The sequence below is a fragment of the Succinispira mobilis DSM 6222 genome (assembly GCF_000384135.1).
Lineage (GTDB): Bacteria > Bacillota > Negativicutes > Acidaminococcales > Succinispiraceae > Succinispira > Succinispira mobilis.
In genome coordinates this window covers 1,943,080-1,966,817 of record NZ_KB913028.1, presented here as the reverse complement: position 1 = coordinate 1,966,817, position 23,738 = coordinate 1,943,080, and the positions used below count along the sequence as shown (strand labels likewise).

Sequence of the window (23,738 nt, the reverse complement as noted above, 5' to 3'; positions counted from 1 at the left end):
GAGGTTGCCAAATATGAATTTTGGATTTACGCAGGAACAATTGGAATTAAAGGACTTGGTCAGTAAGTTTGTCGAAAGAGAAATAAAACCGATTGCTTTGACAATGGATAAAGAGAATAAAATGCACCCTGAACTTTTAGGTAAATTAGCTAAAATTGGTTTGCTGGATTTGGTTGTCCCAAAAGAAAATGGTGGTGTAGGCTTAGATAGCGTGACTTTAGCGTTGTTATATGAAGAGCTTGCTAAAGGTTGTGCTGGCGTAGCTACAGTAGTTGCTGCCAATGCACTAGCTTCTTATCCAGTAATTATAAAAGGAACTGATAAGCAAAAAGCTTATTATTTTGACATTATTAAACAAGGAAAATTAGCAGCTTTTGCTCTTACCGAGCCAAATGCTGGTTCTGATGCAGGTGGGGTAGCGACTAGTGCAGTAAAAGATGGCAATAAATATATCTTAAATGGTACGAAAGCTTTTATTACAAATGGTGGAGTGGCTGAAGTATATTTGATTTTTGCTAATACTAGAAAAACGGGGGGAATAAGAGGGTTAACAGCCTTTATCGTTGAAAAAGATACCCCAGGCTTTTCTATTGGCAAAAAAGAAGATAAAATGGGAATTCGAGCTTCCAACACTACTGAGCTTATTTTGCAAAATGTCGAAGTAAGTGAAGATCAACGTGTAGGTCGTGAAGGTGAAGGTTTTAGAATTGCAATGAATACCTTAGACTCCTCGCGTCCTTTTGTGGGTGCTGTTTCTGTAGGTTTAGCGCAAGCAAGTTTAGATATGGCGATAAAGTATTCTAAAGAAAGACGTCAATTTGGGCAACCAATTGCTTCTTTTCAGATGATTCAAGGTATGCTAGCAGATATGGCCATGAAGGTTGAAACAGCTCGGCTGTTAGTGTATAAAGCTTGCTATTTACGCGATCAAGGCGAAGATTTTAGTAAAGAAGCCGCGATGTCTAAATGTTATGCGGCAGATATAGCTATGAGTGTTACCACTGATGCACTACAGGTTATGGGTGGTTATGGTTATTCAAAAGAGTATCCTGCGGAAAAGTATATGCGTGATGCTAAAATCATGCAAATTTATGAAGGTACTAATCAAATTCAACGAGTGGTAATTGCCAATAAATTATTATTCTAAAAAACAAATAAAAAACTATAAAAAAAGTATTGACAAAGCACTTTAACAATGATAAAATTAATATCGTTGTTAGAGTTGATAGCAACCAGAGCTTAATATGGTGGCTGTGGTGAAGTGGTTAACACGGCGGATTGTGGCTCCGTTATTCGAGGGTTCAAGTCCCTTCAGTCACCCCACAGTGAAGTAAGCCTAAAATTGGGGCGTAGCCAAGTCGGTAAGGCACGGGACTTTGACTCCCGCACGCGTTGGTTCGAGTCCAGCCGCCCCAACCAAGTAAATATGATCCACTAGCTCAGTCGGTAGAGCACCTGACTTTTAATCAGGGTGTCCCGCGTTCGAGTCGCGGGTGGATCACCAACTTTGATATAATTTTATAATTATATATAGCGCGGGAGTGGCGGAATTGGCAGACGCACCAGACTTAGGATCTGGCGGGTAACCGTGGGGGTTCAAGTCCCTTCTCCCGCACCATTCAAACCGCAAAAGTTTATTTTAAACTGGATGCAGATGTTTGAATTTGAAATGGTGATTTTATTAACAAAGGTAGTAAGCAAGGTTCGGAACGATTCCGAGCCTTTTTTGTTTTTTACAGACTCATAAAAATCATAAATTAATTCCCTGGTTTGCTCCTCAGTTAAGGTTGTTTTAATAATATTTTCTACTTCATCAATTTTTGGTTCGTTGCCAAATGTTGTAGTGTGAATAATAAAAAAGGATATTTAAACTGGATTAAGAACTTTTACATTCTTAATCCAGTTTAAATATCAGCAACTAAAAATTATTATTGCATTTATTTGCAAGTTTCTGTTGCTAGGAAAATCAGAGGTGTATAATAAAATTTTCCTAGCACAAAAATAGGATAGCTTATAAGTGGAAAACTGGAATTGGTAGATAATTTATTTTTCCTGTGAAAATGTGTTAAAATATGTTAAATACAAGAATCTTTAGTAACGGCATAAAAGCAAGAATAAAAAATTATTTATTGTTGCAGTTAAGTTGCGATAAAATTTCAAGTGAGGATAAGCTATGAATAATAAATTAATAGCTACGATAGTAGCCTATTCCATGTACTTTACGCAGGGGTTTTTCTTTGTTTTGCCAGGGGCATTGACCCCGGTTTTAAATGGATACTTTGGTTATAGTTTATCAACTATTGGCTACTGCTTTGCGATGACAACATTAGCGAGAACTTTAGGAAATTATTATACTGGTAAATGCTATGAGAAAATAAAGGTTTCTAAGTTTATTTATCAGACCGTTTTACTTGTAGCAGTTACGCTGTTAATTGCTTTTTTCACTAAAAACCTTTGGATTTTTACCTTAGCAATAACTTTGGCGGCACTCGCTTTAGGCGCGCATTTTTCAGTTTCTAATAATATAATTTTGATTATGTATAATGGATTAGAGCGCACTTCACAAATGAGTTTTTTAAACTTTTTTTATAGTGCTGGGGCAATTATCGGGCCATTAGTTGTAGGCTTTTTTTTGATAAACAAAGTTTATTGGGGCTGGGTATATTTATTGTGTATCGGTTTAACTTTGGTTAGTTTGTTATATTATAAAGTGGATAAACAAGCAGTAGCACCGCTAATTTCTAAGACGGAGACTGAATTTAAATTAAATTTATATAGTAAGTTAAGTTCTCTAGCACTATTTTTAAATGTAAAGGCAGAAATATTCTTTTCGGTCTGGTTACCTGTATTTCTTTTGGAAAAATTTGCCTCAACCACGGAACAGGCGGCATTTTCCCTAGTGTTTCTTTGGGTGGGGGTGGCTGTAGGCCGCTTTGCTTGCGGTTTTTTGGCAAAACGCATACTAACGCACAAACTAATTTATTTGCTTGGGATGATTATTTGTTTAAGCGTAGTGATGTTATTTACGATTTTAAATATGAACAATGCTTATTTATTGATTTTTTTCTTAGGCCTGGGTTTTTCTGGTATGTACTCTACGATTTTGTCTTATGGCAACGAACAAGCTGCTTATCCAAGTGTTAAATTAATGACAATAATAACTACCTCTGGAGCTGTTGGAGCGATTGTCGGTTTGTTTTTATCGAGTTTGTTAAAAGAATTTTTTACAGCAGAAATAGTATTGTTAGTAGCGGCATTTATTTCTTTTAGTAGTACTGCTTGTATAGTTATGTCTGAATATCAAAAATGTAAACATAATTGTTAAATTTTATAAAAAACGTTAAGCTTTAAGTTGACATTAACAATATCCAATGATAAAATAGTTAATGTAACATATTGCCCTTTAAACTGGTCCAGAGAGGCTGGTAAGGCAGTGCTTATAGAGTTTTTGTTAATTATAAGCCTACTTTGTCATTCTCATGACCAAGTAGGCTTTTTTGTTTTAGAAAAAATAAAGGATAACGAAAGGGGATACAATAACAATGAAACCAGTTTCCTTATATGGCAAAGATATTTTGACCTTAGCAGATTTTAACGTAGATGAATATAATCTAATCTTAGATACAGCGAGAGAGATGAAAAATATAATCAATCGAGATATAAAAAAAGTACCAACGCTACGAGGTAAAGCTGTAATAAACTTATTTTTCGAAGCAAGTACTAGAACTAGAACTTCGTTTGAATTAGCGGGTAAATACTTAGGCGCCGATGTAGTTAATATTACAACTTCTACTTCTAGTGTTACCAAAGGTGAAAGTTTGCGCGATACAATTTTGACAGTTGAAGCAATGAATGTCGATGCGATTGTGATGCGTCATCCAGTAGAAGGAGCAGCGCATTTTGCCGCTGGAATCGCTAAACCAGTAATTATTAATGCCGGTGATGGGGCGCATGCTCACCCATCACAAGGGCTATTAGATATGTTTACCATCAAAGCCCATAAAGGCACTTTCTCTGGCCTTAAGGTTGCAATTTTAGGGGATATTTTACATAGCAGAGTAGCGCGTACCAATATTATAGCTTTGACTAAATTAGGGGCAGAAGTTCATTTAGCTGGACCGAGGACTTTAATTCCGCGTGATATTGAACAAATGGGTGTAGTAATTCATGATCGTGTAGAAACAGCCCTTAAAGACGCGGATGTTGTAGATGTGCTTAGAATTCAGTTGGAACGCCAAAAGAAAGGTTTATTTCCGACGCCTAGAGAATATGCTCGGATTTTTGGCTTAAATGCGAAACGCTTTGCTTTAGCCAAACCCGATGCCTTAATTTTACATCCAGGGCCAATGAATCGTGGACTGGAAATTGCACCTGATGTTGCCTACTCAGATAATTCAGCAATTCAAGAAGAAGTTCAAAATGGGGTAGCGGTAAGAATGGCTTTACTATATTTAGTGCTTATGGGGGGAAAATAAATGAAATTACTAATTAAGGCTGGACGCGTAGTTGATCCAAGTCAAAATTTAGATAAAGTTATGGATATCCTAGTTGAAGATGGTAAAGTTGTGGAAATAGCTCCTGTAATTGAGGCGGCAACGGCAACTGTGGTTGATGCAGCTGGTTTGGTAGTTACCCCAGGTTTGATTGATCTGCATATTCATTTGAGAGAGCCAGGCCTAGAAGCTAAAGAAGATATAATTTCGGGAACGCAAGCCGCAGCGGCCGGTGGTTTTACAACAGTAGCTTGCATGCCCAACACCAAGCCTGTTGTTGATAACTCGATAGTGATATCGGGGTTGAAAGAACGAATTGGTCGTGAAGCGATTGTTAAGGTGGAAGTTATCGGGGCGGTAACTAAAGGGCAAGAAGGTCAAGAGTTAGCGGAAATGGGCGATATGACTTTTGCGGGCGCGATGGCCTTTTCTGATGATGGACATTATGTGCAAAATGCCAAGTTGTTTTCTTCAGCTTTAGAGTATGCAAGTATTTTTGATAAAACAATAATTTCCCATGCGGAAGATTATAAACTTTCAGATGGTTATATGCATGAAGGTGTAGTATCAGCAAGACTAGGTATTCCGGGGTTGCCTGCTGTAGCAGAGGATATTGCCGTAGCAAGAGATATTTTATTAGCGGAATATGCTAAAGCGAAAGTACATATTGCGCATGTTTCTACAGCTGGGTCAACAGAAATAATTCGTCAAGCTAAAAAACGCGGTGTAAAAGTAACGGCCGAGGTTGCAGTACATCATTTAACACTTACTGATGAGGCTTGTGCCAGCTTTAATACAGCGTTTAAAGTATCACCACCACTAAGAGATCAAGTGCATGTTGAAGCTTTGCGTGCGGGCTTGTTAGACGGGACATTCGATGCAATTGTAACTGACCATGCACCACATGCTTTTGAAGAAAAAGATGTGGAGTTTCGTTATGCGCCTAATGGTTTTGCGGGCTTAGAAACTTCAGTAGGGGTAGTATTGACCGAGTTATATCATACAGGCGTGTTAAATCTAACGGAGTTAGTAAATAAAATGAGCACTCAACCAGCGCAAGTTTTTGGTTTGGAGCGGGGCAGTTTAAAAGTGGGTATGCCCGCAGATATAACAATTTTAGATATAAATAAAAAATGGCAAGTACAAAGTACAAAATTTTATACACGGGGTAAGCATACTCCTTATGAGAATAAAGAGTGTGTAGGCGCCGCAGTAATGACGATAGTAGATGGTAAAATTGTAATGAAAGAAGGTGTGGTATGCTAAATAGCAGAGCGGGGAAATTGGTGTTCGCGGATGGAAGTGTATACCATGGCGACTTGTTGGGGGCTGAAAATGCTGTAGGGGAAGTAGTTTTTACTACCGGCATGAGTGGCTATCAAGAGGTGTTAACAGATCCTTCGTATTGTGGACAAATTATTGTCATGACTTACCCGATGATCGGTAATTATGGAGTGAGTGATTTTTTTAATCAAAGTCGCAAGTCTTTTGCTAGAGGTTATGTAGTCGAACAATTATGTGAACAACCTAATAATTGGCGCATGCAAGAAACTATTGCTAGTTTTTTAAATAAGCAAGGCTTAACTTGTTTATACAATGTAGATACACGGGCTATTACGCGTAAAATTCGTAATCATGGTGTGCTAAAAGGTGTTATTGTGGGTGAAGAAGTATCGCAAGCAGAAATTGAGCGTTTGTTGGCAACACCTGAGGAACATGGGCAAGTTGTAGAAGTTACAACTCCGGAAAAATATAGTTTGGGGTTAGAAAATACTGGTAAACACGTAGCTGTTTTGGATTTGGGGATTAAACAAAATATCTTGCAAGTTTTACTCGACTTTAATTGTAAATTGACAGTTTTTCCAGCTACGGCAACATTTGAAGAAATTTTGGCTAGTTCACCAGATGGAATTTTTCTTTCTAATGGACCGGGGGATCCTAAAGACTTACCTTTTGTAATTGCAATGGTGAAAAAACTTATTGGGCAAAAACCGATTTTTGGGATTTGCTTAGGCCACCAGATGTTAGCATTAGCTTTGGGGGCAGATACTTATAAATTAAAATTTGGTCATCGGGGAATTAATCATCCTGTTATAGATTTAGAGTTAGATAAGGTTTTTATAAGCTCGCAAAATCATGGTTATGCTGTAACAGAAGAGTCCTTGGTGGGTTTGCCTTTGCAAATCACACACCTTTCGGTTAATGACCGCACAATAGAAGGATTTAAACATACCCAGTTACCAATTTTTTCGGTGCAATATCATCCGGAAGCAGCTCCAGGACCAGATGGACACGAATATTTGTTTGAACGGTTTTTAAAGAATATGGGGGAAAAATAAGATGCCGAAAAAAACGTATATAAAAAAAGTAATGGTTATTGGTTCAGGGCCAATTGTCATTGGTCAAGCGGCTGAATTTGACTATGCTGGAACCCAAGCTTGTAGAACCTTGAAAAATGAAGGAATTGAAGTAGTTTTAGTAAATAGTAATCCAGCGACAATTATGACTGATACTGATATTGCAGATCGCGTCTATATTGAACCATTGACAGTAGAATTTTTAGAAGAAGTAATAAAAAAAGAACGTCCAGATGGCTTGTTGGCGACTTTAGGTGGGCAAACTGGTTTAAATTTAGCAGTTGACTTAGCTAAACGGGGCGTTTTGAGTGAATATAAGGTAGAATTACTAGGTACGAGTATTGAGAGTATTAAAAAAGCGGAAGACCGCGAATTATTTAAAGAAACCATGCAAAAAATCAATCAACCAATTCCGGAAAGTGCCATTGTAGAAACTGTAGCTGCGGCTAGAGAGTTTGCTAGACGGGTTGGTTATCCGTTGATTGTGCGGCCTGCTTACACCTTAGGGGGTACTGGAGGCGGAATTGCAACTTGCGAAGCTGAATTACTAGAAATTACTAATCGGGGTCTAAAACATAGTTTGATTGGGCAGGCCTTGATTGAACGTAGTGTAGCGGGCTGGAAAGAAATCGAATATGAAGTATTGCGCGATGCTGCTGATAATTGCATCACGGTATGTAATATGGAAAATATTGATCCAGTAGGGGTACATACTGGTGATAGTATTGTTGTAGCACCAACGCAAACGTTAACAGATCGAGAAGTGCAAATGCTGAGAACTGCATCCATTAAAATAGTCCGCGAACTAGGCGTTGAAGGTGGTTGCAATGTGCAGTTAGCTTTAGATACGCAGTCAGAGCGGTATTGTGTAATTGAAGTTAATCCACGGGTTAGTCGCTCGAGCGCCTTGGCTTCTAAAGCTACTGGCTATCCAATTGCTAAAGTTGCCGCTAAAATAGCTATTGGTTATCGATTAGATGAAATAATAAATGAAGTAACACAAAAAACTATGGCTTGCTTTGAACCGGCTTTAGATTATGCGGTAATTAAATTCCCGCGTTGGCCGTTTGATAAATTTGTCGATGCTGACCGTGTTCTAGGTACGCAAATGAAGGCTACTGGGGAAGTAATGGCCATAGAAAGAAATATTGAAGCGGGGCTGTTAAAGGCTGTGCGTTCTTTAGAAATAGGTTTGACCCATTTGCAATTGCCAGAATTAGAAAAATTAGCTGACCAAGAGCTGTTTGCTAAAGTTGCAGAAATTACGGATGAACGGATTTTTGTAATCGCGGAAAGTATGCGTCGTGGTTTAAGCATTGCTGAAATTCATGAAATAACTAAAATTGATAATTTCTTTTTGCAAAAATTCCTTAATATTGTAGAAATGGAAAAAAGTTTAAAAGCAAGTGGGTTTGATGCGAAATTAATTAGAAAAGCTAAAAAAATGGGTTTTGCGGATGTAACAATTGCCAACTTGCTAAACTCGACAGCGTTAGAAGTAAGAAATTTTAGGAAAAATGCGGCGATTATTCCTACTTATAAAATGGTAGATACTTGTGCAGCGGAATTTGAGGCCTTTACACCATATTATTATTCGACCTATGCTCAAGAAGATGAAGTAGCGGTGAGTGAACGAAAAAAAGTATTAGTGTTAGGCTCAGGGCCGATTAGAATTGGGCAAGGCATAGAGTTTGACTATTGCTCGGTACACTCAGTTTGGGCTTTAAAAGAATTGGGATATGAAACAATTATTATAAACAACAATCCGGAAACTGTAAGTACAGATTTTGATACTTCGGATAAATTGTATTTTGAACCTTTAACCCTAGAAGATGTTTTAAATGTTATTGATAAAGAACAGCCCGAAGGGGTAATTGTCCAATTTGGTGGGCAAACAGCTATAAATTTAGCCGGTCCTTTGGCAGCTTGCGGGGTTAAAATTTTAGGTACTAGTGTCAACAGTATTGATATGGCCGAGGATCGAGAACGCTTTGAAGAGTTGTTGACAGAGTTGAATATTGCGCGTCCTAAAGGTCGAACGGTAACTAATATTACGGAAGCACTTAGTGCCGCAGCTCATGTAGGTTATCCAGTTGTGGTGCGTCCGTCTTATGTTTTAGGTGGAAGAGCGATGGAAATTGTTTATAATGATGAAGAATTACATCATTATATGTCTTATGCCGTAAAAGCTTCGGCAGAACATCCGGTTTTAGTAGATCACTATATGCAAGGTACCGAAGTAGAAGTTGATGCGATTTGTGATGGTACAGAAGTTTTAATTCCAGGGATTATGGAACATATTGAGCGGGCAGGAGTACATTCTGGCGATAGTATCGCTGTATATCCACCTAAGAATTTATCGGAACGTATTATTGCTAAAGTGATTGATTATACCAATAAATTGGCCTTGGGCTTAAAAGTCCAAGGGGTTATTAACATCCAATACATAGTAAAAGATGAACAATTGTATGTTATTGAGGTGAATCCGCGCTCTAGCCGTACCGTACCTTTTTTAAGTAAAGTTACTAATATTCCAATTGTTAAATTGGCAACTAAAATAGCTACAGGCAAAACCCTTAAAGATTTAGGCTATAAAAGTGGCCTTTGCATGTTCCCAGATTATTATGCGGTAAAAGCACCAGTGTTCTCGTTTGCAAAAATGAATTTAGTTGATATATCTTTAGGGCCAGAAATGAAATCCACTGGCGAAGTTATGGGGATTGACCGCTATTATTCGCGGGCACTGTATAAAGCCACTATTGCTTCAGGGATTAATATTCCGCATGAGGGGGCAATATTGTTTACTGTCGCAGATCGCGACAAAGAAGAGGCTGGTGTTTTGGCTCAAGGGTTTGAAGAGCTAGGCTATAAGATAATTGCGACTAAAGGAACGTCAAATTATTTTAAAAGCTTAGGAATAGTTTGCACTGAAGCGGTTAAAATTAGTGAAGGCACACCAAATTTATTAGATGACATTAAAGCTGGAAAAATAAATTTAGTGGTAAATACTCTAACTTTAGGCAAACAATTAGAAAGAGATGGGTTTAAAATTCGCCGAGCTACAGTGGAGCACGCTTTGCCATGTTTGACCTCAATGGATACGGCTAAAGAAGTAATGGGCGTAATTGCTAATATGCGTCGCCGTCGTTTAATAAGCGTTATGGCGATGCAGGACTTTAACTGGGAGGTGTAAACTGTTGAAAAAAATTATCGAAGCAAAAGTAGTTAAACAAGTAGAAATTGGACCACAAGTTTATAAAACTGAGGTTTATGTGCCGGAATTGGCGAGCATAACTTTGCCAGGGCAGTTTGCACAATTAAAAGTTAAAGGCGCGCAACAACCATTGTTGCGCCGTCCAATTAGTGTAGCCGATGTTGATGGTGATGCTAAGACTCTAACTTTTATTTATAAAGTATTAGGTGAGGGCACCCAAGCACTCAGCTTGGTACAAGTTGGCGAATATCTAGATATTGTAGGTCCGTTAGGTAATGGCTTTAATTTAACGGCAAAAAAACCCTTACTAGTGGGGGGGGGCCTTGGGATTGCGCCTTTAATTTATCTTAGCAGAGTTTTTTGTGGCCTGAATACAGAAGTTTTATTAGCCGGTCGGAGTGCACAAGAATTGTTTTGGCAAGATTTGTTTACGGCAAGTTGCAAACAAATTCACATAACTACAGATGATGGTTCTTTAGGTGTGCAAGGCAATGCTTTAGCGCTATTACCGGAGTTGTTAGCAAGTGGAAAATACGATGCAGTATATACCTGTGGGCCAGTTAAGATGATGCAAGGTGTGGCTAAATTGGCAATTGAACAGGGAATTCCCTGCCAAGTGTCGTTAGAAAAATACATGGCTTGTGGCATTGGCGCTTGCTTATCTTGTTCATGTGCAACGAAAAGTGGCAAGCGAGTAAAAGTTTGTACAGACGGACCAGTTTTTCCGGCTGAAGAGGTGATAGAATGGGATTAACAGCGGCTCAATTACAACGCTTAAATACCGAAATCGTAGGCATTAATATGCCGACGCCAATCATGACGGCTTCCGGGACCTTTGGTTGGGGTGTAGAATTTGAAGATTTTTTGGATTTAAATCAAGTGGGCGGAATTGTTGTTAAGGGCACAACTTTAAAACCGCGTGCCGGTAATTTTGGACAACGGGCCGTAGAAACTCCGGCGGGAATGTTAAATTGTATTGGTTTAGAAAACCCCGGTGTAGAGGCTTTTTTACAAGATATTTTGCCTAAACTAGGAAAATACTATAGCCCGGTAATTGTAAATATTGCTGGCAATACGCCCGAAGAGTATGGGGAAGTGGCAAAATACCTAGATGTACCAGGTGTTGCGGCGATTGAATTGAATATATCTTGTCCAAATGTTAAAGAAGGTGGCATTGCTTTTGGGGTTTGCCCTGATAGTGCTAGCAAAGTTGTGCGGGCTGTAAAACAAGCAGTTAGTAAACCCGTTATAACTAAACTATCACCGAATGTTACGGACATTGTGGCGATGGCGCAAGCCGTGGAACAAGCTGGGTCCGATGCTATTTGTATGATTAATACTTTAGTAGGGATGAAAATTGATATTCATAAACAAAAACCAGTTTTGGGAAATGTGATGGGCGGTTTGTCTGGGCCCGCAATTAGACCTGTAGCTGTACGCATGGTGTATCAAGTGGCTCAAGCAGTGCATATTCCGATTGTTGGCATGGGTGGAATCATGACGGCTGAAGATGCAATTGAGTTTTTTTTAGCGGGAGCTAGTGCAGTAGCTGTGGGCACGGCTAATTTTGTTAATCCGAGTATCGCTCAAGAAATTAACTATGGAATTTTAGCGTATTTAGATAAATATAACTATAAACATGTGCAAGAATTAGTTGGTTTGGCTTGGCAATAAAAACAGCTTAGGAGTAAAAAAATGATTTTAGATAAAAGATTAATTGTGGCCTTAGATGTGCCGAATATGGCTAAGTTGAGTAATTTAGTTATTGGACTTGGTGAAAGCGTAACTTATTATAAAGTAGGCATGGAACTTTTTTATAGTTGTGGTGCGGAAGTAGTTAGATATCTTAAAGGCAACGGAAAAAGTATTTTTTTAGATTTAAAATTACATGATATTCCTAATACGGTGGGCAGTAGTTTAGCAGCATTAACGGAATTGGGCGTAGATATGCTTAATGTTCATGCTACCGGTGGTTTTCAAATGATGCAATTTGCGGCACAAACTGTAAAAGCACGTGCGGCTGAACTAGGAATTAAAGCCCCGAAATTAATTGCCGTAACGGTGTTAACTAGTATTTCGGCAGAAGAATGGCAAGAATTGAATTATGCTGAAAGCATTAGTGCGCAAGTAATTCATTTGGCGAAATTGGCTAAAAAAGCCGGCTTGGATGGAGTTGTTGCCTCGCCACAAGAAGCTGCGGCAATTAGAGCAGCTTGTGGTGAAGAGTTTCTTATTGTAACGCCAGGGATTCGTCCAGCAGGTAGTGAATTAAATGACCAAAGTCGTATTGCTACACCGAAAGCTGCCATAGAAAATGGCGCAACTCATTTAGTTATCGGTAGACCAATAACTAAGGCAACGGATTTAAAGCAAGCGGTACAAGATATAGTTAAGGAAATGCAGGAGGCGAAGAAATAATGCAAGAAACAGAAGTATTGGCCTTATTAGAGGAAACACAAGCAGTTATGCATGGACATTTTTTGCTAACGTCAGGACTTCATAGTCCCATGTATGTTGAAAAATTTAATGTGCTACAACATCCGAAATATACAGAAAAACTTTGTCAAGCTTTAGCAGCTAATTTCGCTCAAGATCAAGTTCAACTGGTTGTGGGACCAGTTACGGGGGGGATTTTGCTAGCCCATGAAGTTGGGAAAGCTCTAGGAACTAGAGCAATATTTACGGAACGAGAAAATGGAAAAATGACTTTGAAACGTGGCTTTGAAATTCCTGCAGGCACAAAAGTTTTAGTTGTAGAAGATATTGTTACTACGGGTGGTTCAGTTTTTGAAGTACTAGATGTTATCAAAGAACATGGTGGTGAGGTAGTTGGGGTCGGTTTACTTGTTGACCGCAGTGGTGGGAAAGTTGATTTTGCTGTTAAAACCAAAGCCCTATTAACCTTAAATATTGAAACTTATCCAGCGACAACTTGTCCGATGTGTGCTCAAGGACAAGAATTTACGAAGCGTGGTAGAACTGGTAAATAAACAAAAAGAAAAACATCTTAAAGACTAAATTAATAACTTTAAGATGTTTTTCTTATTTTTATTGAATAATAAAGAGGATTTTTCCAAAAAGTAGCGTATTATTATATTTAGATATGTAAAGCTGATTAAGCAAGGAAGTGAGAACAATTTCATTAACAGAAAGACAAAAGAAAATTGCAGAAATGGTTAGAGAGCGAGGACCAATAACTGGAGAAAGTATTGCGCAAAACTTAAATGTGACTAGGGCTGCCTTACGTTCTGATTTAGCAATCTTAGTAATGAGTGGCGTGCTTGATGCTAGACCGAAAGTAGGTTATTTTTACACTGGTAAGAACAACCTGAGCATGCTTACGGATGAATTAGCTAATTTATGTGTGCGGGATATTCAATCCGTTCCAGTAGTTTTGCAAAATAACAAGAATGCTTATGATGCGATTGTAATGATGTTTTTAGAAGATGTTGGCAGTGTATTTATATTGGACGAACATTCTTTTTTATGTGGTGTAGTATCACGCAAAGATTTATTAAAAGCCTCCTTAAATAACAAAGAGGACTTGAGTAAAACTCCGATAGTAATGGTAATGACCCCATTATCAAAATTAATTGTAACTACAACAGATGAACCGATCGCGGTAGCGATAAGAAAAATTATAGATAACGAAATTGATGGTTTGCCAGTGGTGAAACAGGTCGGTAAAGAAAAAAAGTATGAAATTGTCGGTCGGCTAACTAAGACAAATTTGAGTAGATTATTATTAGATTTAGCAGAAGGAAGAGGGAGGTTTTTATCATAGATAAATTACCAATAATATATGCAGTATCTGATTCAATCGGCGAAACCGCAGAATCGGTGGCCAAAGCTACTGCGAGTCAATTTAAGCCAGGTACTTTTGATATTGTACGTGTACCTTATATGGAGAGCACCGAACAATTAGAAAAACTAATTATCGAGGCTAAAACGCAAAAAAGTGTATTGTGTTATACGATGGTTTCTCCGCTTTTACGTGAGTTTGTAGCGGCCAAAGTTGCCGAACATGGAGTAATTGCTGTAGATATTTTGGGGCCAATGCTGAATAATGTGCAAAAAATATCTGGACAAGAACCCAAAAATAAGCCCGGGCTAGTGCATGCGTTAGACCAAGACTATTTTCGGCGGGTGGAAGCTGTCGAGTTTGCCGTGAAATATGATGATGGCAAAAATCCTTGGGGATTATTGAAAGCCGATGTAGTAGTTGTAGGCGTTTCTAGAACCTCAAAAACACCTTTGAGTATGTATTTAGCGCATAAGCGAATTAAGGTTGCTAATGTGCCTTTAGTACCTGAAATTATGCCGCCAGAAGAATTATTTAAAATCCCAGCCAACAAAATTGTCGGCTTAATTATCAATCCTTATAAACTAAATGAAATTAGAGCGGAAAGGTTAAAAACTATGGGTTTGGCAGATGATTCTAGTTACGCAGATGTGGTGCGAATTAATGAGGAATTAGAGTATGCTAAAGGGATAATGCGTAAAATTCATTGCATGGTAATTGATGTGTCTAATCGAGCTATTGAGGAGACTGCGAATATCATTATTGATCATGTACGTAAAAATTCTAAAGAGTGAGTTCACCAGAATTAATATTCAAGGTTGCCTTTTCCACTTGCTTTTCTTGACCATGTTCTTGAATTCGCACATTTTCCTCAAAGATGGCTATTTTGGTATTCCAGTTAAAATAGCCTTTACTGGAATTTATTGCCAAGTTTGCCTCGGAAAAGGCTACATTGCCAGTTAAAAAAATTTCTTTGTCATTTATTTTGGCAAGTAAAGAATCACCCTTTAACATTAAACTAGCATCGGAAAATTCAATATTGCCTTGCGCAACAACCTCCTGTTTTACTAAAGAGTATTGAGCATAGTCGGCACGAATATGGCGATCTTTGTGAGTTATTTCAACATCGCCTTTAAGAGTATAGGTTGCTGTTAAAATGTTGAAATTTTTCTCTTGGGCTATGATTACTGGTTTGGGCTTATCAGAGTTTGATTCTGCCCCAACAGTGGGATTTGCTTGAAAACTAAGGAGCAGGGCGAAAAACGTTAGTACAAATAGGAGTTTTCTTAACATGAGGTTACCTTCTTTCTTAATTGATAATATATCCTTTATACTATGTGTTTGCAAATAAAGCAAGTTATTTATAAAAAAAACTAAATGAAAAAAAGGATATTGTGATTATATGTAGAATATAATATAATATAGGTTTGAAGTTAAAATTTATGTTAACACAAGGTGCTTACTATGCAGGAGAATAAATTTAATGAAGTAGTTTTAGCAGTAAAAAGGCAAATTAGCATCGTAAATGTTATTGGCGGTTACATAGCTTTAAAAAAGAAAGGTAATAAATTTTGGGGTTGCTGTCCTTTTCACAATGAAAAAACAGCTTCTTTTACTGTATCGGAGGAGAAAGGTTTTTTTTATTGTTTTGGTTGTCATGCTGGTGGCGATGCAATTAGTTTTTTAATGCGTATTCGACAGTTAACTTTTGCTGAAGTTATTAAAGATTTGGCCGAGCAATTTAATATTCCCTTACCTCAAGAGATATCAGGTGTTCAACAGGAAAAACCCGATACGTTAGAACTGGCAATGCTGCAGGCCAATAAACAAGCCTTAGTTTTTTACAAAAGGTGTTTATTGGAAACAAACCCGCAAAGTGCTAAGGCCAGAGCCTATTTGCAAAAAAGAGGCATAAATCTAGAAATTATAGAAAAGTTTTCCTTGGGTCTTAGTAGTGATAATTGGCAAGATTTGTACAATTTTTTAAAGCACAATAAATGTTCAGATGATTTACTCAAACAAGTTGGACTAATTGGTCAAGCACAGAGTGGACGCTATTATGATAAATTTCGTCAAAGAATAATGATTCCTATCTTTAACAATAAGGGCGAGGTTATTGCGTTTGGCGGACGAGTTCTTGTAGACACTGATAGCCCTAAGTATTTAAATTCACAAGAAACTAAAGTCTTTAATAAAAGAAAGACTCTATATGCTTTGAATGTTGCTCAAAGCGAAATAAAAAAGCAAGGGTTCGGCTTGCTAGTTGAAGGTTACATGGATGCGATAAGCATGCATACTTATGGATTTAATAATACAGTAGCTAGCCTTGGTACTGCTTTTAGTATAGAACAAGCACGTTTGTTAGGGCGCTATGCACGCAAGGTTTTATTTGCCTATGATAATGATGTAGCTGGAATTCAAGCGACGATTCGGGCGATCGACATTGCGCGTGAAAATTTTTTACAAGCAAAAGTAGTGTTGCTTGCCCCGGCAAAAGATCCAGATGAATTTTTACAAAAGTATGGTAAACAAGAACTAGAAAAACGCATTGAAAATAGTGTGGATGCAGTTGTTTATCAAATAGAGCAAACTATTAAATTAAATCAGAACAATAATAGCTTACAAGAGAAAGTAGAAATTTTAGCTAAGGTTTTAGAGTTTGTCAAAAAATGTGAAAACTCACTAGAGATAGATAGCTATTTGCAAACTATTGCTAGTGGTTTATTAATTGATATAGCTATTGTGAAATCAGAATATAATAAATTAGTTGGTAAGAAAGAAAGCTTTAGTGAACCCAAATTTAAAAATAAACAACCGCTACCTAAGACTTTAACTGCAATTGATTTAGCGCAGCGGCATATTATAAAAATAATCTTAGAAGATGTCAGTATTTTAGATTATGTGACGGCACAATTATTGCCAGCCGACTTTGAACAAAAAGTTTTAGGTGAAATTTTTATGACGGCTCAGATTTTAAGTATGGACAATAAACTGGCTATTGATAGTTTATTAAATAAATTATCAAGTGAAGCCCAAACACAGTTATTGGCGATATTAGCAGAAGATATTCAATTTGCTGATGCCATTAAATTAGTTGACGACTGCATTAAGCAGATTAAATATAGCAAATTAGAGCAAGAATATAATCGGCACTCACAATTGGCAGTTGAATATGAAAAAACAGGGGATGAGAGGTTTATTAATGAATTGCAACAGGTACAAGAAATTAGAAAAAAGCTCCAAAAGTTCTTTTGAAAGGAATAGAACTTGGAAAATATAATATTTCAAGGGAGGTGTTTATATGTCGGACAAAAAGGCGTCAGCAGAACAATCGAATCATGTTAATGAATTGATAAATAAAGCCAAAAAAAACGGTGGGGTATTAACATATAAAGAAGTAATGGATAGTATGCAGGCTGAAGACCTTGGTGTGGAAGAAATGGAAGAAATGTACGACTTGTTTAATACTAAGGGAATTGAACTTATTGAAGATAACGATGACTCAAGAAATAAAGCTGAAAATGTCGTACAAGATGCTTTAGACGATATAGACCTCGATATGTCTATTCCAGAAGGGGTAAATATAGATGACCCTGTACGCATGTATTTGAAAGAAATTGGTCGAGTACCGTTGCTTACTGGTGAAGACGAAATTAGACTGGCTCGCAGAATGGAAAGAGGTACAAAAGCTAGTCTGGCGTTAAAAAAAGATTTGAAAAACACTGCTGAAGAAACAAACTTAGAACCAGCTATAGACCTGCAAGAAACTTTAGAAAAACTATTGTCGCTGATTGAATACGAAGTAGGTATAGCTGAATCACGAGAAGTGGATCTTTTAGCTAAAAAATTGATGATGAATTATACTGAAAATGGCCAAGTGTCGCATTCGGAAATTCAAGGATTTTGCTTGGAGCTAACCAAAGATGAATTGCAACAAGTACTTAGACAGCTGCGAGCTAACAATGTTTTAATTGTAGAAGATAAACCTTTAATGCAGGCGACAATTGACGAAGCTGCCAATCCAGAGTGCCATTTGCCAGAGATTCGCACTTTATTAATAGCACTTGATGGCTATTTTGGAGATGTAAATGGTAGTTATGAATTTATTCAATTTGAACAATGCAAAAATGAATATAAAAGAATCTTGAATTTATTAATTAAACAAGGTGAAAAAGCTAAAAAATATTTATCAGAGGCAAACTTGCGCTTAGTAGTAAGTATTGCTAAAAAATATGTTGGGCGAGGCATGTTGTTTTTAGATTTAATTCAAGAAGGTAACTTGGGTCTAATTAAAGCAGTAGAGAAGTTTGACTATAGCAGGGGATATAAGTTTAGTACTTATGCGACTTGGTGGATTAGACAAGCAATAACTAGAGCAATAGCAGATCAAGCTCGTACTATTAGAATTCCCGTACATATGGTCGAAACGATTAATAAACTAATAAGAGTTTCAAGAATGTTATTGCAAGAATTAGGCAGAGAACCTTTACCAGAAGAAATTGGTAAGGAAATGGATATCTCGGTTGAGCGGGTGCGTGAGATAATGAAAATTGCTCAAGAGCCTGTATCTTTAGAAACACCAATTGGTGAAGAGGAAGATTCGCATTTGGGGGACTTTATAGAAGATCATGATGCACCAGCTCCAGCGGATGCAGCTACATCTATTTTGCTTAGAGAGCAAATAGAAAGTGTTTTAGAAGCGCTGACGCCTAGAGAAAAGAAAGTTTTGCAGTTACGTTATGGTTTAGAGGATAATCGAGCAAGAACATTGGAAGAAGTTGGTCAATTCTTCGGTGTTACTAGAGAAAGAATTCGACAAATAGAAGCAAAAGCTATTAAAAAGCTTCGTAATCCTAGCAGAAGTAAGAAACTAAAAGATTTCTTGGACTAATTTGCTTGACAAATACAAATAAATGAATTAAAATATTTATTGTTGACGTTATTGTCGGCGCGGGCCTATAGCTCAGCGGTAGAGCAACCGGCTCATAACCGGTTGGTCCCTGGTTCAAATCCAGGTGGGCCCACCAACTTAACTATCAAGCGGAGTCAGAGTGACTTCGCTTTTTTTTATCCAATAAATTTGACAACGAGGTGGTAAAAATGCTGAATAAAAGATTAGCATGTATTGCAGCTTGTGTGCCGAAAAACTCTCGTGTGGTGGATGTGGGATGTGATCATGCCTATTTGGCAATAGAGTTAATTGATAGAGGGATTGCCTGCACAGTTGTGGCCAGTGACATTGTTGCTGGGCCAATAGCTGCGGCTCGAAAGAATATTCAAAATAGAGCTTTGCAAGATAAGATAAAGCTAGTACAAGCTAATGGTTTACAGGGTGTGCAAAAGGATGAAGTGGATTGTGTTATTATAGCTGGTATGGGGGCCGGTGTTATTATTGATATTCTAGAAGCGGGACAAGACGTAATAGAAGAATGTAATATCCTGGTGTTGCAACCGATGGTTGGGATAGAATTACTTAGAAAGTGGTTAGCAAGCCATTCTTGGCAAATTGAACAAGAATATTTAATAGAAGAAAATGGAATTATTTATGAAATTTTAGTTGGTAAACCTGCTTCAAAGGCAGTTGAACTTAGTTTAGCAGAATGTTATTTGGGTAAATTGGAAAAACAAGAACTTTTCCCACGCTATCTTGAACAGTTGATAAAAAAACAAGAAAAAATATTAGCGGCACTGGATAAAGCTAAGTGTACGGAACAAATCGTTCAAAAGAGGAAAAAAACAGCAAGGATCTTACAAATTCTGCGGGAGGCGTATGATGAAAGTTAAGGATATATATCAAGTTTTAGATAAAATAGCTCCGTTTGATACCGCCTATGATTATGATAATGTAGGGTTACTAGTAGGTGATGAAAAGCAGACTGTGCAAGGGATTTTATTGGCCTTAGATTTAACGGAAGCAGTAGTCGCTCAGGCTATAGCAACTAAGAGTAACTTGATAATTACACATCATCCATTGATTTTCAAACCCTTAAAAAAAATTGTTCAACAAGATTTTGCTGGAAAATTAATCAACAGCTTGATTAAACAAGAAATATCTTATATTGCGATGCATACGAATTTAGATAGAGCTAGTAATGGAGTTAATGATGTTTTGGCAGAAGTGATTGGCCTAGAAAACGTACATACGATAACAGAAGAAGAGCGCGGCTCTTTGGTAAAGCTCGCTGTTTATATTCCGCGAACACATACAGAAAAATTGTTGGCACTATTGGAAGAACAGGCCATAAGTTTTTCGGGAAAATATGCAGCTTGTTCCTTTACTAGTAGTGGGTTAGGCCGCTTTAAACCTTTACAGACAGCTAACCCATATTTAGGAGTTCTAAATATTATGCAAGAAGTTATTGAGGATAAGGTGGAATTTTTAGTGCCGAAGCAAAAAATAGCTGAGTTGCTAATGGCGATAAAGGCAATTCATCCTTACGAAGAAATTGCTTATGACAGTTATGAAATGCTTACGAAAGAGCGGCAATTAGGCATTTTACGTACGGGTACTTTAAATAAAGTTTTAAGTGTAGAACAATTGGCAAATATGCTTAAAAATAAATTGCAGTTGACTGGTGTAAGAGCGAGTAACCTAGAAAAACAAGTTAGTTGTGTGGCTATTTGTGGAGGTAGTGGTGCTGATTATATAAAAACGGCTATTAAAGCTGGGGCTGATGTTTTAGTAACTGGGGACTTAAAATATCATGAAGCTCAAGAGGCACAAAATATGGATTTAGCAGTTATAGCTTTGGGGCATCAAGAAAGTGAACAACCTGTTTTAAAGGCGTTGGCGAGTAGATTGCAACAAGTCTTGTTAGAGACGGCAATAACAGTAGCTGTGGCCAAAGAAACACGGATAATAGAACATCTGTAACATAAGGGGGAAATTTAATGTTAAAAGATTTTCAGGCTGGAGATAAAATTCGGCATATAGTACTAATAAAAGTTCAAAAAGTTGGCAGTACATCAACTGGGGGTGTTTTTGCCCGCGGGGTGGTTCAGGATAATAGCGCTAGCATAAATTTTATTTGTTTTGATGCTGGCATGGTAGAACGTATGCGCAAATTAGAAGGCTTTGTAGCTATGCAGGTTATCGGTCAAATTGATATCAATAAATTTGCTCAAGATAGTTCATTGCAATTGGTAATTAATAAACTAGAAGAAGTGCTGCCTGAGGATAATGTCAATCATTTATTACCGCTGGCTCCAGTTGACATGGTAGCTTACCAAGAAAAATTAAAAACTTATCTAGATAATTTAAACAGTAATTTTTTAAAAAAATTATTGGCAATGATTTTTGCCGATGTTTATCAACAGTATATTAAAAACCCTGCTGGGAGTAAATTACATCATGCTTATATTGGTGGGTTGCTTGAGCATTGTATTGATGTTACTGATTTAGCAGTGGCTATGGCGAAAGTAAATAAGAATGTTAATTTAGATTTAGTTATTTGCGGTGCGCTTTTACATGATTTAGGAAAAATAATGGAAATATCTGCTGATTATGGCTTCCCATATACTACTAAAGGCAGATTGTTGGGTCACATTTCTATGACAGCGATGTTAATAAATTCTTATGCAGAAAAAATAAACAGTGCTGAACTTGTGGAGCAGGAATTAGAAGAATTGTTGCACATTGTTTTATCGCATCATGGGGAACAGGAAAAAGGCTCGCCAATTGCTTGTGCAACAAAAGAGAGCTTTATTGTTCATTATGCGGATGAATTAAATGCGGTGTTAAATCAGTTTGAGAATCTGGAAGATAAAAACGAATGGGTTTTCAACAAGATGATTAATCGCTATCTATATGTAAAAGGTTGCTAAAGTAATTGTAATATGTTACAATGTTCAAATGTAATAATTGTGAGTACAAAAGACAATCGCGGTTGGTATAAGGCCAGTCGAGGAAAGTCCGAGCTCCACAGAGCAGAATGCTGGGTAACGCCCAGCGAGAGTAATCTTAGGGAAAGTGCCACAGAAATGTGTACCGCCGATATTAAATCGGTAAGGGTGGAACGGTGCGGTAAGAGCGCACCAGCAGTTGGGTGACCAACTGGCTAGGTAAACCCCATTCGGAGCAAGACCAAATAGGAGAGGGATGATGTTGCTCGCTGATCCTCTCGGGTTGTGTCGCTAGAACTATTAGGCAACTAATAGTCCAGATAGATGATTGTCGCGCCGTAAGGTGAACAGAACTCGGCTTAATGAGTGCTCATAATTATTATATTATTTTGTAATAGAAGGTGTACTGTGGGTTATTTAAAAAAAATACAGGCTTCACTTTTAAAGTATATATGGGTAATTTTGCTACTATTAAGTTTAGGTTATTTTTATAAACAAAATATGTATTTTAATAGTATGTTGGAATTGCGCTTGTGGTTAGCTAACTTTGGTTCATTAGCGCCATTAGCTTATATTTTACTCTACACTTTGCGACCAGTATTATTAATTCCTGCGTTGCTATTAAACTTAGTAGCTGCGGTTTTGTTTGGACCAATTTGGGGGATTATATATATATTAATGGGTGGACTGGGTAGTGCAAGTTTATGCTATTATTTAGCAAAGCACACAAATTTTGAGTTTGTAAATCGTGTTGCAAAAAAATGGTGGGGTTTTGTTGACCGATATAGTCCTAAAAGTGACTTTAAAAAAATGTTGTGTTTGCGCATAGTACCAATTTTCCCCTATGATCCCATAAGTTTTTTAGCTGGGCTTTCTAATATTCCCTATAAGACTTATGCTTTAGCAACGCTTATTGGAATGTTGCCAGGGGCAATAGCATACAATTTTCTAACGGACAGTTTTTTATCTCCCAACACTAGCAAGAGTTTAGCGATAATAACTTGTTTGGTAGCTTTTGTACTACCATATATATATTGGCAACAAAAAATTAAAATTCGCAATTAAAAAAACTAAAGGAAAAAATTCCTTTAGTTTTTTTTGTTTTCTGTCAAAAAAAATAATTCTTTGGTAATGCGAATAAATTCTTTGATTGGCCAGGAAATATTTTTTTTCTTTTTATAAGCAATATTAATAATTCTAGAAGGGGTTTGTTCTGCTAAAGAAAAGTACCTTAAAGGATCAGACATGTTCATTGGTCCTAGAGTAGAAGAGGAAATAACCGCTCCTAACCCTGCTAAGGCAAGGCGATGTGCAGTTTCAAAACTTGCGGTTTCAGTGTAAATTTTAGGTTTGAAACCAGCTTCGATAAAGAGCTTATCCGCCATAATTCGCAATCCTTGTCCAGGTTTAGACAAGATAAACTGCTCATCTTGAAAAAGTTTTAGGGAAAGTACGGGATAATTATTTGGTACAGGCAGGGCTTGATTGATTAGGCTGTGATTAGGTGGTAAAGCCAGCAAAACTTGATCATGTTGTAAAATAGTATAATCAATTTGGGGAGACTTTATCTCACCAGGTAAAATTGCCAAATCAACTTCATTTTTTAATAACCAATCTTCAAATTCTGAAGTTAGACCTTCAAAAAGTTTGATTTCAATATTTGGGTAGACTCGAGAAAAAGTAGGTAAAATTTTAGGTAATAAGTATGAACCACGGTTGGGCGAAATAGCGATTTTCAAACAACCTCGATCGGATTGAGCGAGATTTTTAATTTCGGTGCTGAGATCTTGCTCTATTTCTAAAATTAGTTGAGCTTTATGTAAAAAAATTTCGCCAGCATAAGTTAAACTTATTGGATTTTTACTACGATCGAATAGTTTAGTACCTAGTTCTCGCTCCAAGTTAAGGATATATTGACTTAAAGCGGGTTGGGCTAAAAACAGCTTGTCGGCAGCTTTGGAAAAACTGCGTTCTTCTGCTATTTTTTGTACATAGCGTAAATGTCTTAAATCCATGTATTTATCACCTCT

20 protein-coding genes, 5 tRNA genes and 1 other RNA gene are annotated in these 23,738 nt (G+C 37.3%); 24 read left to right on the top strand and 2 right to left on the bottom strand.

Annotated features, from left to right (window positions below; translation table 11 throughout):
- The first annotated feature begins 13 nt into the window (after positions 1 to 13).
- The 16 genes from SUCMO_RS0109405 to SUCMO_RS0109325 all read left to right on the top strand — a co-directional run bounded on the left by SUCMO_RS0109405 (position 14) and on the right by SUCMO_RS0109325 (position 14,660).
- Positions 14 to 1,147: an acyl-CoA dehydrogenase family protein gene (locus SUCMO_RS0109405; RefSeq protein ID WP_019880457.1), complete on the top strand. Its 1,134-nt coding sequence runs from the start codon at positions 14 to 16 to the stop codon at positions 1,145 to 1,147.
- A gap of 100 nt (positions 1,148 to 1,247) precedes the next feature.
- A tRNA-His gene (locus SUCMO_RS0109400) sits at positions 1,248 to 1,323 on the top strand.
- Between the two features lie 20 nt (positions 1,324 to 1,343).
- A tRNA-Gln gene (locus tag SUCMO_RS0109395) sits at positions 1,344 to 1,419 on the top strand.
- Positions 1,420 to 1,428: 9 nt separating this feature from the next.
- Positions 1,429 to 1,504, top strand: a tRNA-Lys gene (locus tag SUCMO_RS0109390).
- A gap of 31 nt (positions 1,505 to 1,535) precedes the next feature.
- Positions 1,536 to 1,618: transfer RNA gene (locus SUCMO_RS0109385), tRNA-Leu, on the top strand.
- 555 nt (positions 1,619 to 2,173) lie between these two features.
- Entirely contained in the window at positions 2,174 to 3,325 is a 1,152-nt protein-coding gene (locus SUCMO_RS0109375) for an MFS transporter (protein WP_019880455.1), read from the top strand.
- A 217-nt stretch (positions 3,326 to 3,542) separates the two neighbouring features.
- On the top strand, positions 3,543 to 4,475 hold the full coding sequence (locus tag SUCMO_RS0109370; protein ID WP_019880454.1) for an aspartate carbamoyltransferase catalytic subunit: 933 nt from the start codon (positions 3,543 to 3,545) through the stop codon (positions 4,473 to 4,475).
- Entirely contained in the window at positions 4,476 to 5,759 is a 1,284-nt protein-coding gene (locus SUCMO_RS0109365; RefSeq protein WP_019880453.1) for a dihydroorotase, read from the top strand.
- Positions 5,753 to 6,832 (top strand): glutamine-hydrolyzing carbamoyl-phosphate synthase small subunit, encoded by a 1,080-nt coding sequence (carA, locus tag SUCMO_RS0109360; RefSeq protein ID WP_019880452.1) that lies wholly within the window; start codon positions 5,753 to 5,755, stop codon positions 6,830 to 6,832. Before SUCMO_RS0109365 ends, carA begins: the two co-directional genes overlap by 7 nt.
- Before the next feature lies 1 nt (position 6,833).
- Complete coding sequence (carB, locus tag SUCMO_RS0109355) at positions 6,834 to 10,043, top strand: carbamoyl-phosphate synthase large subunit (RefSeq protein ID WP_019880450.1); 3,210 nt, start codon at positions 6,834 to 6,836, stop codon at positions 10,041 to 10,043.
- Positions 10,044 to 10,047: 4 nt separating this feature from the next.
- Complete coding sequence (locus tag SUCMO_RS0109350; protein ID WP_019880449.1) at positions 10,048 to 10,818, top strand: dihydroorotate dehydrogenase electron transfer subunit; 771 nt, start codon at positions 10,048 to 10,050, stop codon at positions 10,816 to 10,818.
- Positions 10,809 to 11,738: a dihydroorotate dehydrogenase gene (locus SUCMO_RS0109345; protein WP_019880448.1), complete on the top strand. Its 930-nt coding sequence runs from the start codon at positions 10,809 to 10,811 to the stop codon at positions 11,736 to 11,738. The genes SUCMO_RS0109350 and SUCMO_RS0109345 overlap by 10 nt, the downstream gene beginning before the upstream one ends.
- A gap of 21 nt (positions 11,739 to 11,759) precedes the next feature.
- Positions 11,760 to 12,482 (top strand): orotidine-5'-phosphate decarboxylase, encoded by a 723-nt coding sequence (gene pyrF, locus SUCMO_RS0109340; protein WP_019880447.1) that lies wholly within the window; start codon positions 11,760 to 11,762, stop codon positions 12,480 to 12,482.
- On the top strand, positions 12,482 to 13,054 hold the full coding sequence (pyrE, locus tag SUCMO_RS0109335) for an orotate phosphoribosyltransferase (protein WP_019880446.1): 573 nt from the start codon (positions 12,482 to 12,484) through the stop codon (positions 13,052 to 13,054). Before pyrF ends, pyrE begins: the two co-directional genes overlap by 1 nt.
- 137 nt (positions 13,055 to 13,191) lie before the next feature.
- Positions 13,192 to 13,848, top strand: a complete 657-nt coding sequence (gene ccpN, locus SUCMO_RS0109330) for a transcriptional regulator CcpN (RefSeq protein WP_019880445.1) — start codon at positions 13,192 to 13,194, stop codon at positions 13,846 to 13,848.
- Positions 13,845 to 14,660, top strand: a complete 816-nt coding sequence (locus SUCMO_RS0109325) for a pyruvate, phosphate dikinase/phosphoenolpyruvate synthase regulator (RefSeq protein ID WP_028953989.1) — start codon at positions 13,845 to 13,847, stop codon at positions 14,658 to 14,660. Before ccpN ends, SUCMO_RS0109325 begins: the two co-directional genes overlap by 4 nt.
- On the opposite strand, the gene SUCMO_RS0109320 is transcribed toward SUCMO_RS0109325, so the two are convergent.
- Positions 14,650 to 15,159, bottom strand: a complete 510-nt coding sequence (locus tag SUCMO_RS0109320) for an LptA/OstA family protein (RefSeq protein WP_019880443.1) — start codon at positions 15,157 to 15,159, stop codon at positions 14,650 to 14,652. The genes SUCMO_RS0109325 and SUCMO_RS0109320 overlap by 11 nt on opposite strands.
- Before the next feature lie 171 nt (positions 15,160 to 15,330).
- On the opposite strand from SUCMO_RS0109320, the gene dnaG reads away from it, so the two are divergent.
- The 8 genes from dnaG to SUCMO_RS0109285 all read left to right on the top strand — a co-directional run bounded on the left by dnaG (position 15,331) and on the right by SUCMO_RS0109285 (position 22,773).
- A complete protein-coding gene (gene dnaG / locus SUCMO_RS11045; RefSeq protein ID WP_019880442.1) occupies positions 15,331 to 17,121 on the top strand; it encodes a DNA primase in 1,791 nt (596 codons plus the stop codon).
- Positions 17,122 to 17,167: 46 nt separating this feature from the next.
- On the top strand, positions 17,168 to 18,757 hold the full coding sequence (rpoD, locus tag SUCMO_RS10715) for an RNA polymerase sigma factor RpoD (protein ID WP_019880441.1): 1,590 nt from the start codon (positions 17,168 to 17,170) through the stop codon (positions 18,755 to 18,757).
- A gap of 61 nt (positions 18,758 to 18,818) precedes the next feature.
- A tRNA-Ile gene (locus SUCMO_RS0109305) sits at positions 18,819 to 18,893 on the top strand.
- A 73-nt stretch (positions 18,894 to 18,966) separates the two neighbouring features.
- Positions 18,967 to 19,650: a tRNA (adenine(22)-N(1))-methyltransferase gene (locus tag SUCMO_RS0109300; protein WP_019880440.1), complete on the top strand. Its 684-nt coding sequence runs from the start codon at positions 18,967 to 18,969 to the stop codon at positions 19,648 to 19,650.
- Positions 19,637 to 20,740 carry a Nif3-like dinuclear metal center hexameric protein gene (locus tag SUCMO_RS10710; protein WP_083938745.1) on the top strand — a complete coding sequence of 368 codons (1,104 nt, stop codon included), beginning with the start codon at positions 19,637 to 19,639 and terminating at the stop codon, positions 20,738 to 20,740. The genes SUCMO_RS0109300 and SUCMO_RS10710 overlap by 14 nt, the downstream gene beginning before the upstream one ends.
- A gap of 17 nt (positions 20,741 to 20,757) precedes the next feature.
- Entirely contained in the window at positions 20,758 to 21,690 is a 933-nt protein-coding gene (locus SUCMO_RS0109290; RefSeq protein WP_019880437.1) for a 3'-5' exoribonuclease YhaM family protein, read from the top strand.
- Positions 21,691 to 21,730: 40 nt separating this feature from the next.
- Positions 21,731 to 22,085, top strand: an RNA gene (gene rnpB, locus SUCMO_RS11085) — RNase P RNA component class A.
- A 31-nt stretch (positions 22,086 to 22,116) separates the two neighbouring features.
- Positions 22,117 to 22,773, top strand: a complete 657-nt coding sequence (locus tag SUCMO_RS0109285; protein WP_019880435.1) for a TVP38/TMEM64 family protein — start codon at positions 22,117 to 22,119, stop codon at positions 22,771 to 22,773.
- A gap of 23 nt (positions 22,774 to 22,796) precedes the next feature.
- Here the strand turns inward: SUCMO_RS0109285 and SUCMO_RS0109280 are convergent, their stop codons facing one another.
- Positions 22,797 to 23,723: a LysR family transcriptional regulator gene (locus tag SUCMO_RS0109280; RefSeq protein ID WP_019880434.1), complete on the bottom strand. Its 927-nt coding sequence runs from the start codon at positions 23,721 to 23,723 to the stop codon at positions 22,797 to 22,799.
- Positions 23,724 to 23,738: the final 15 nt, after the last annotated feature.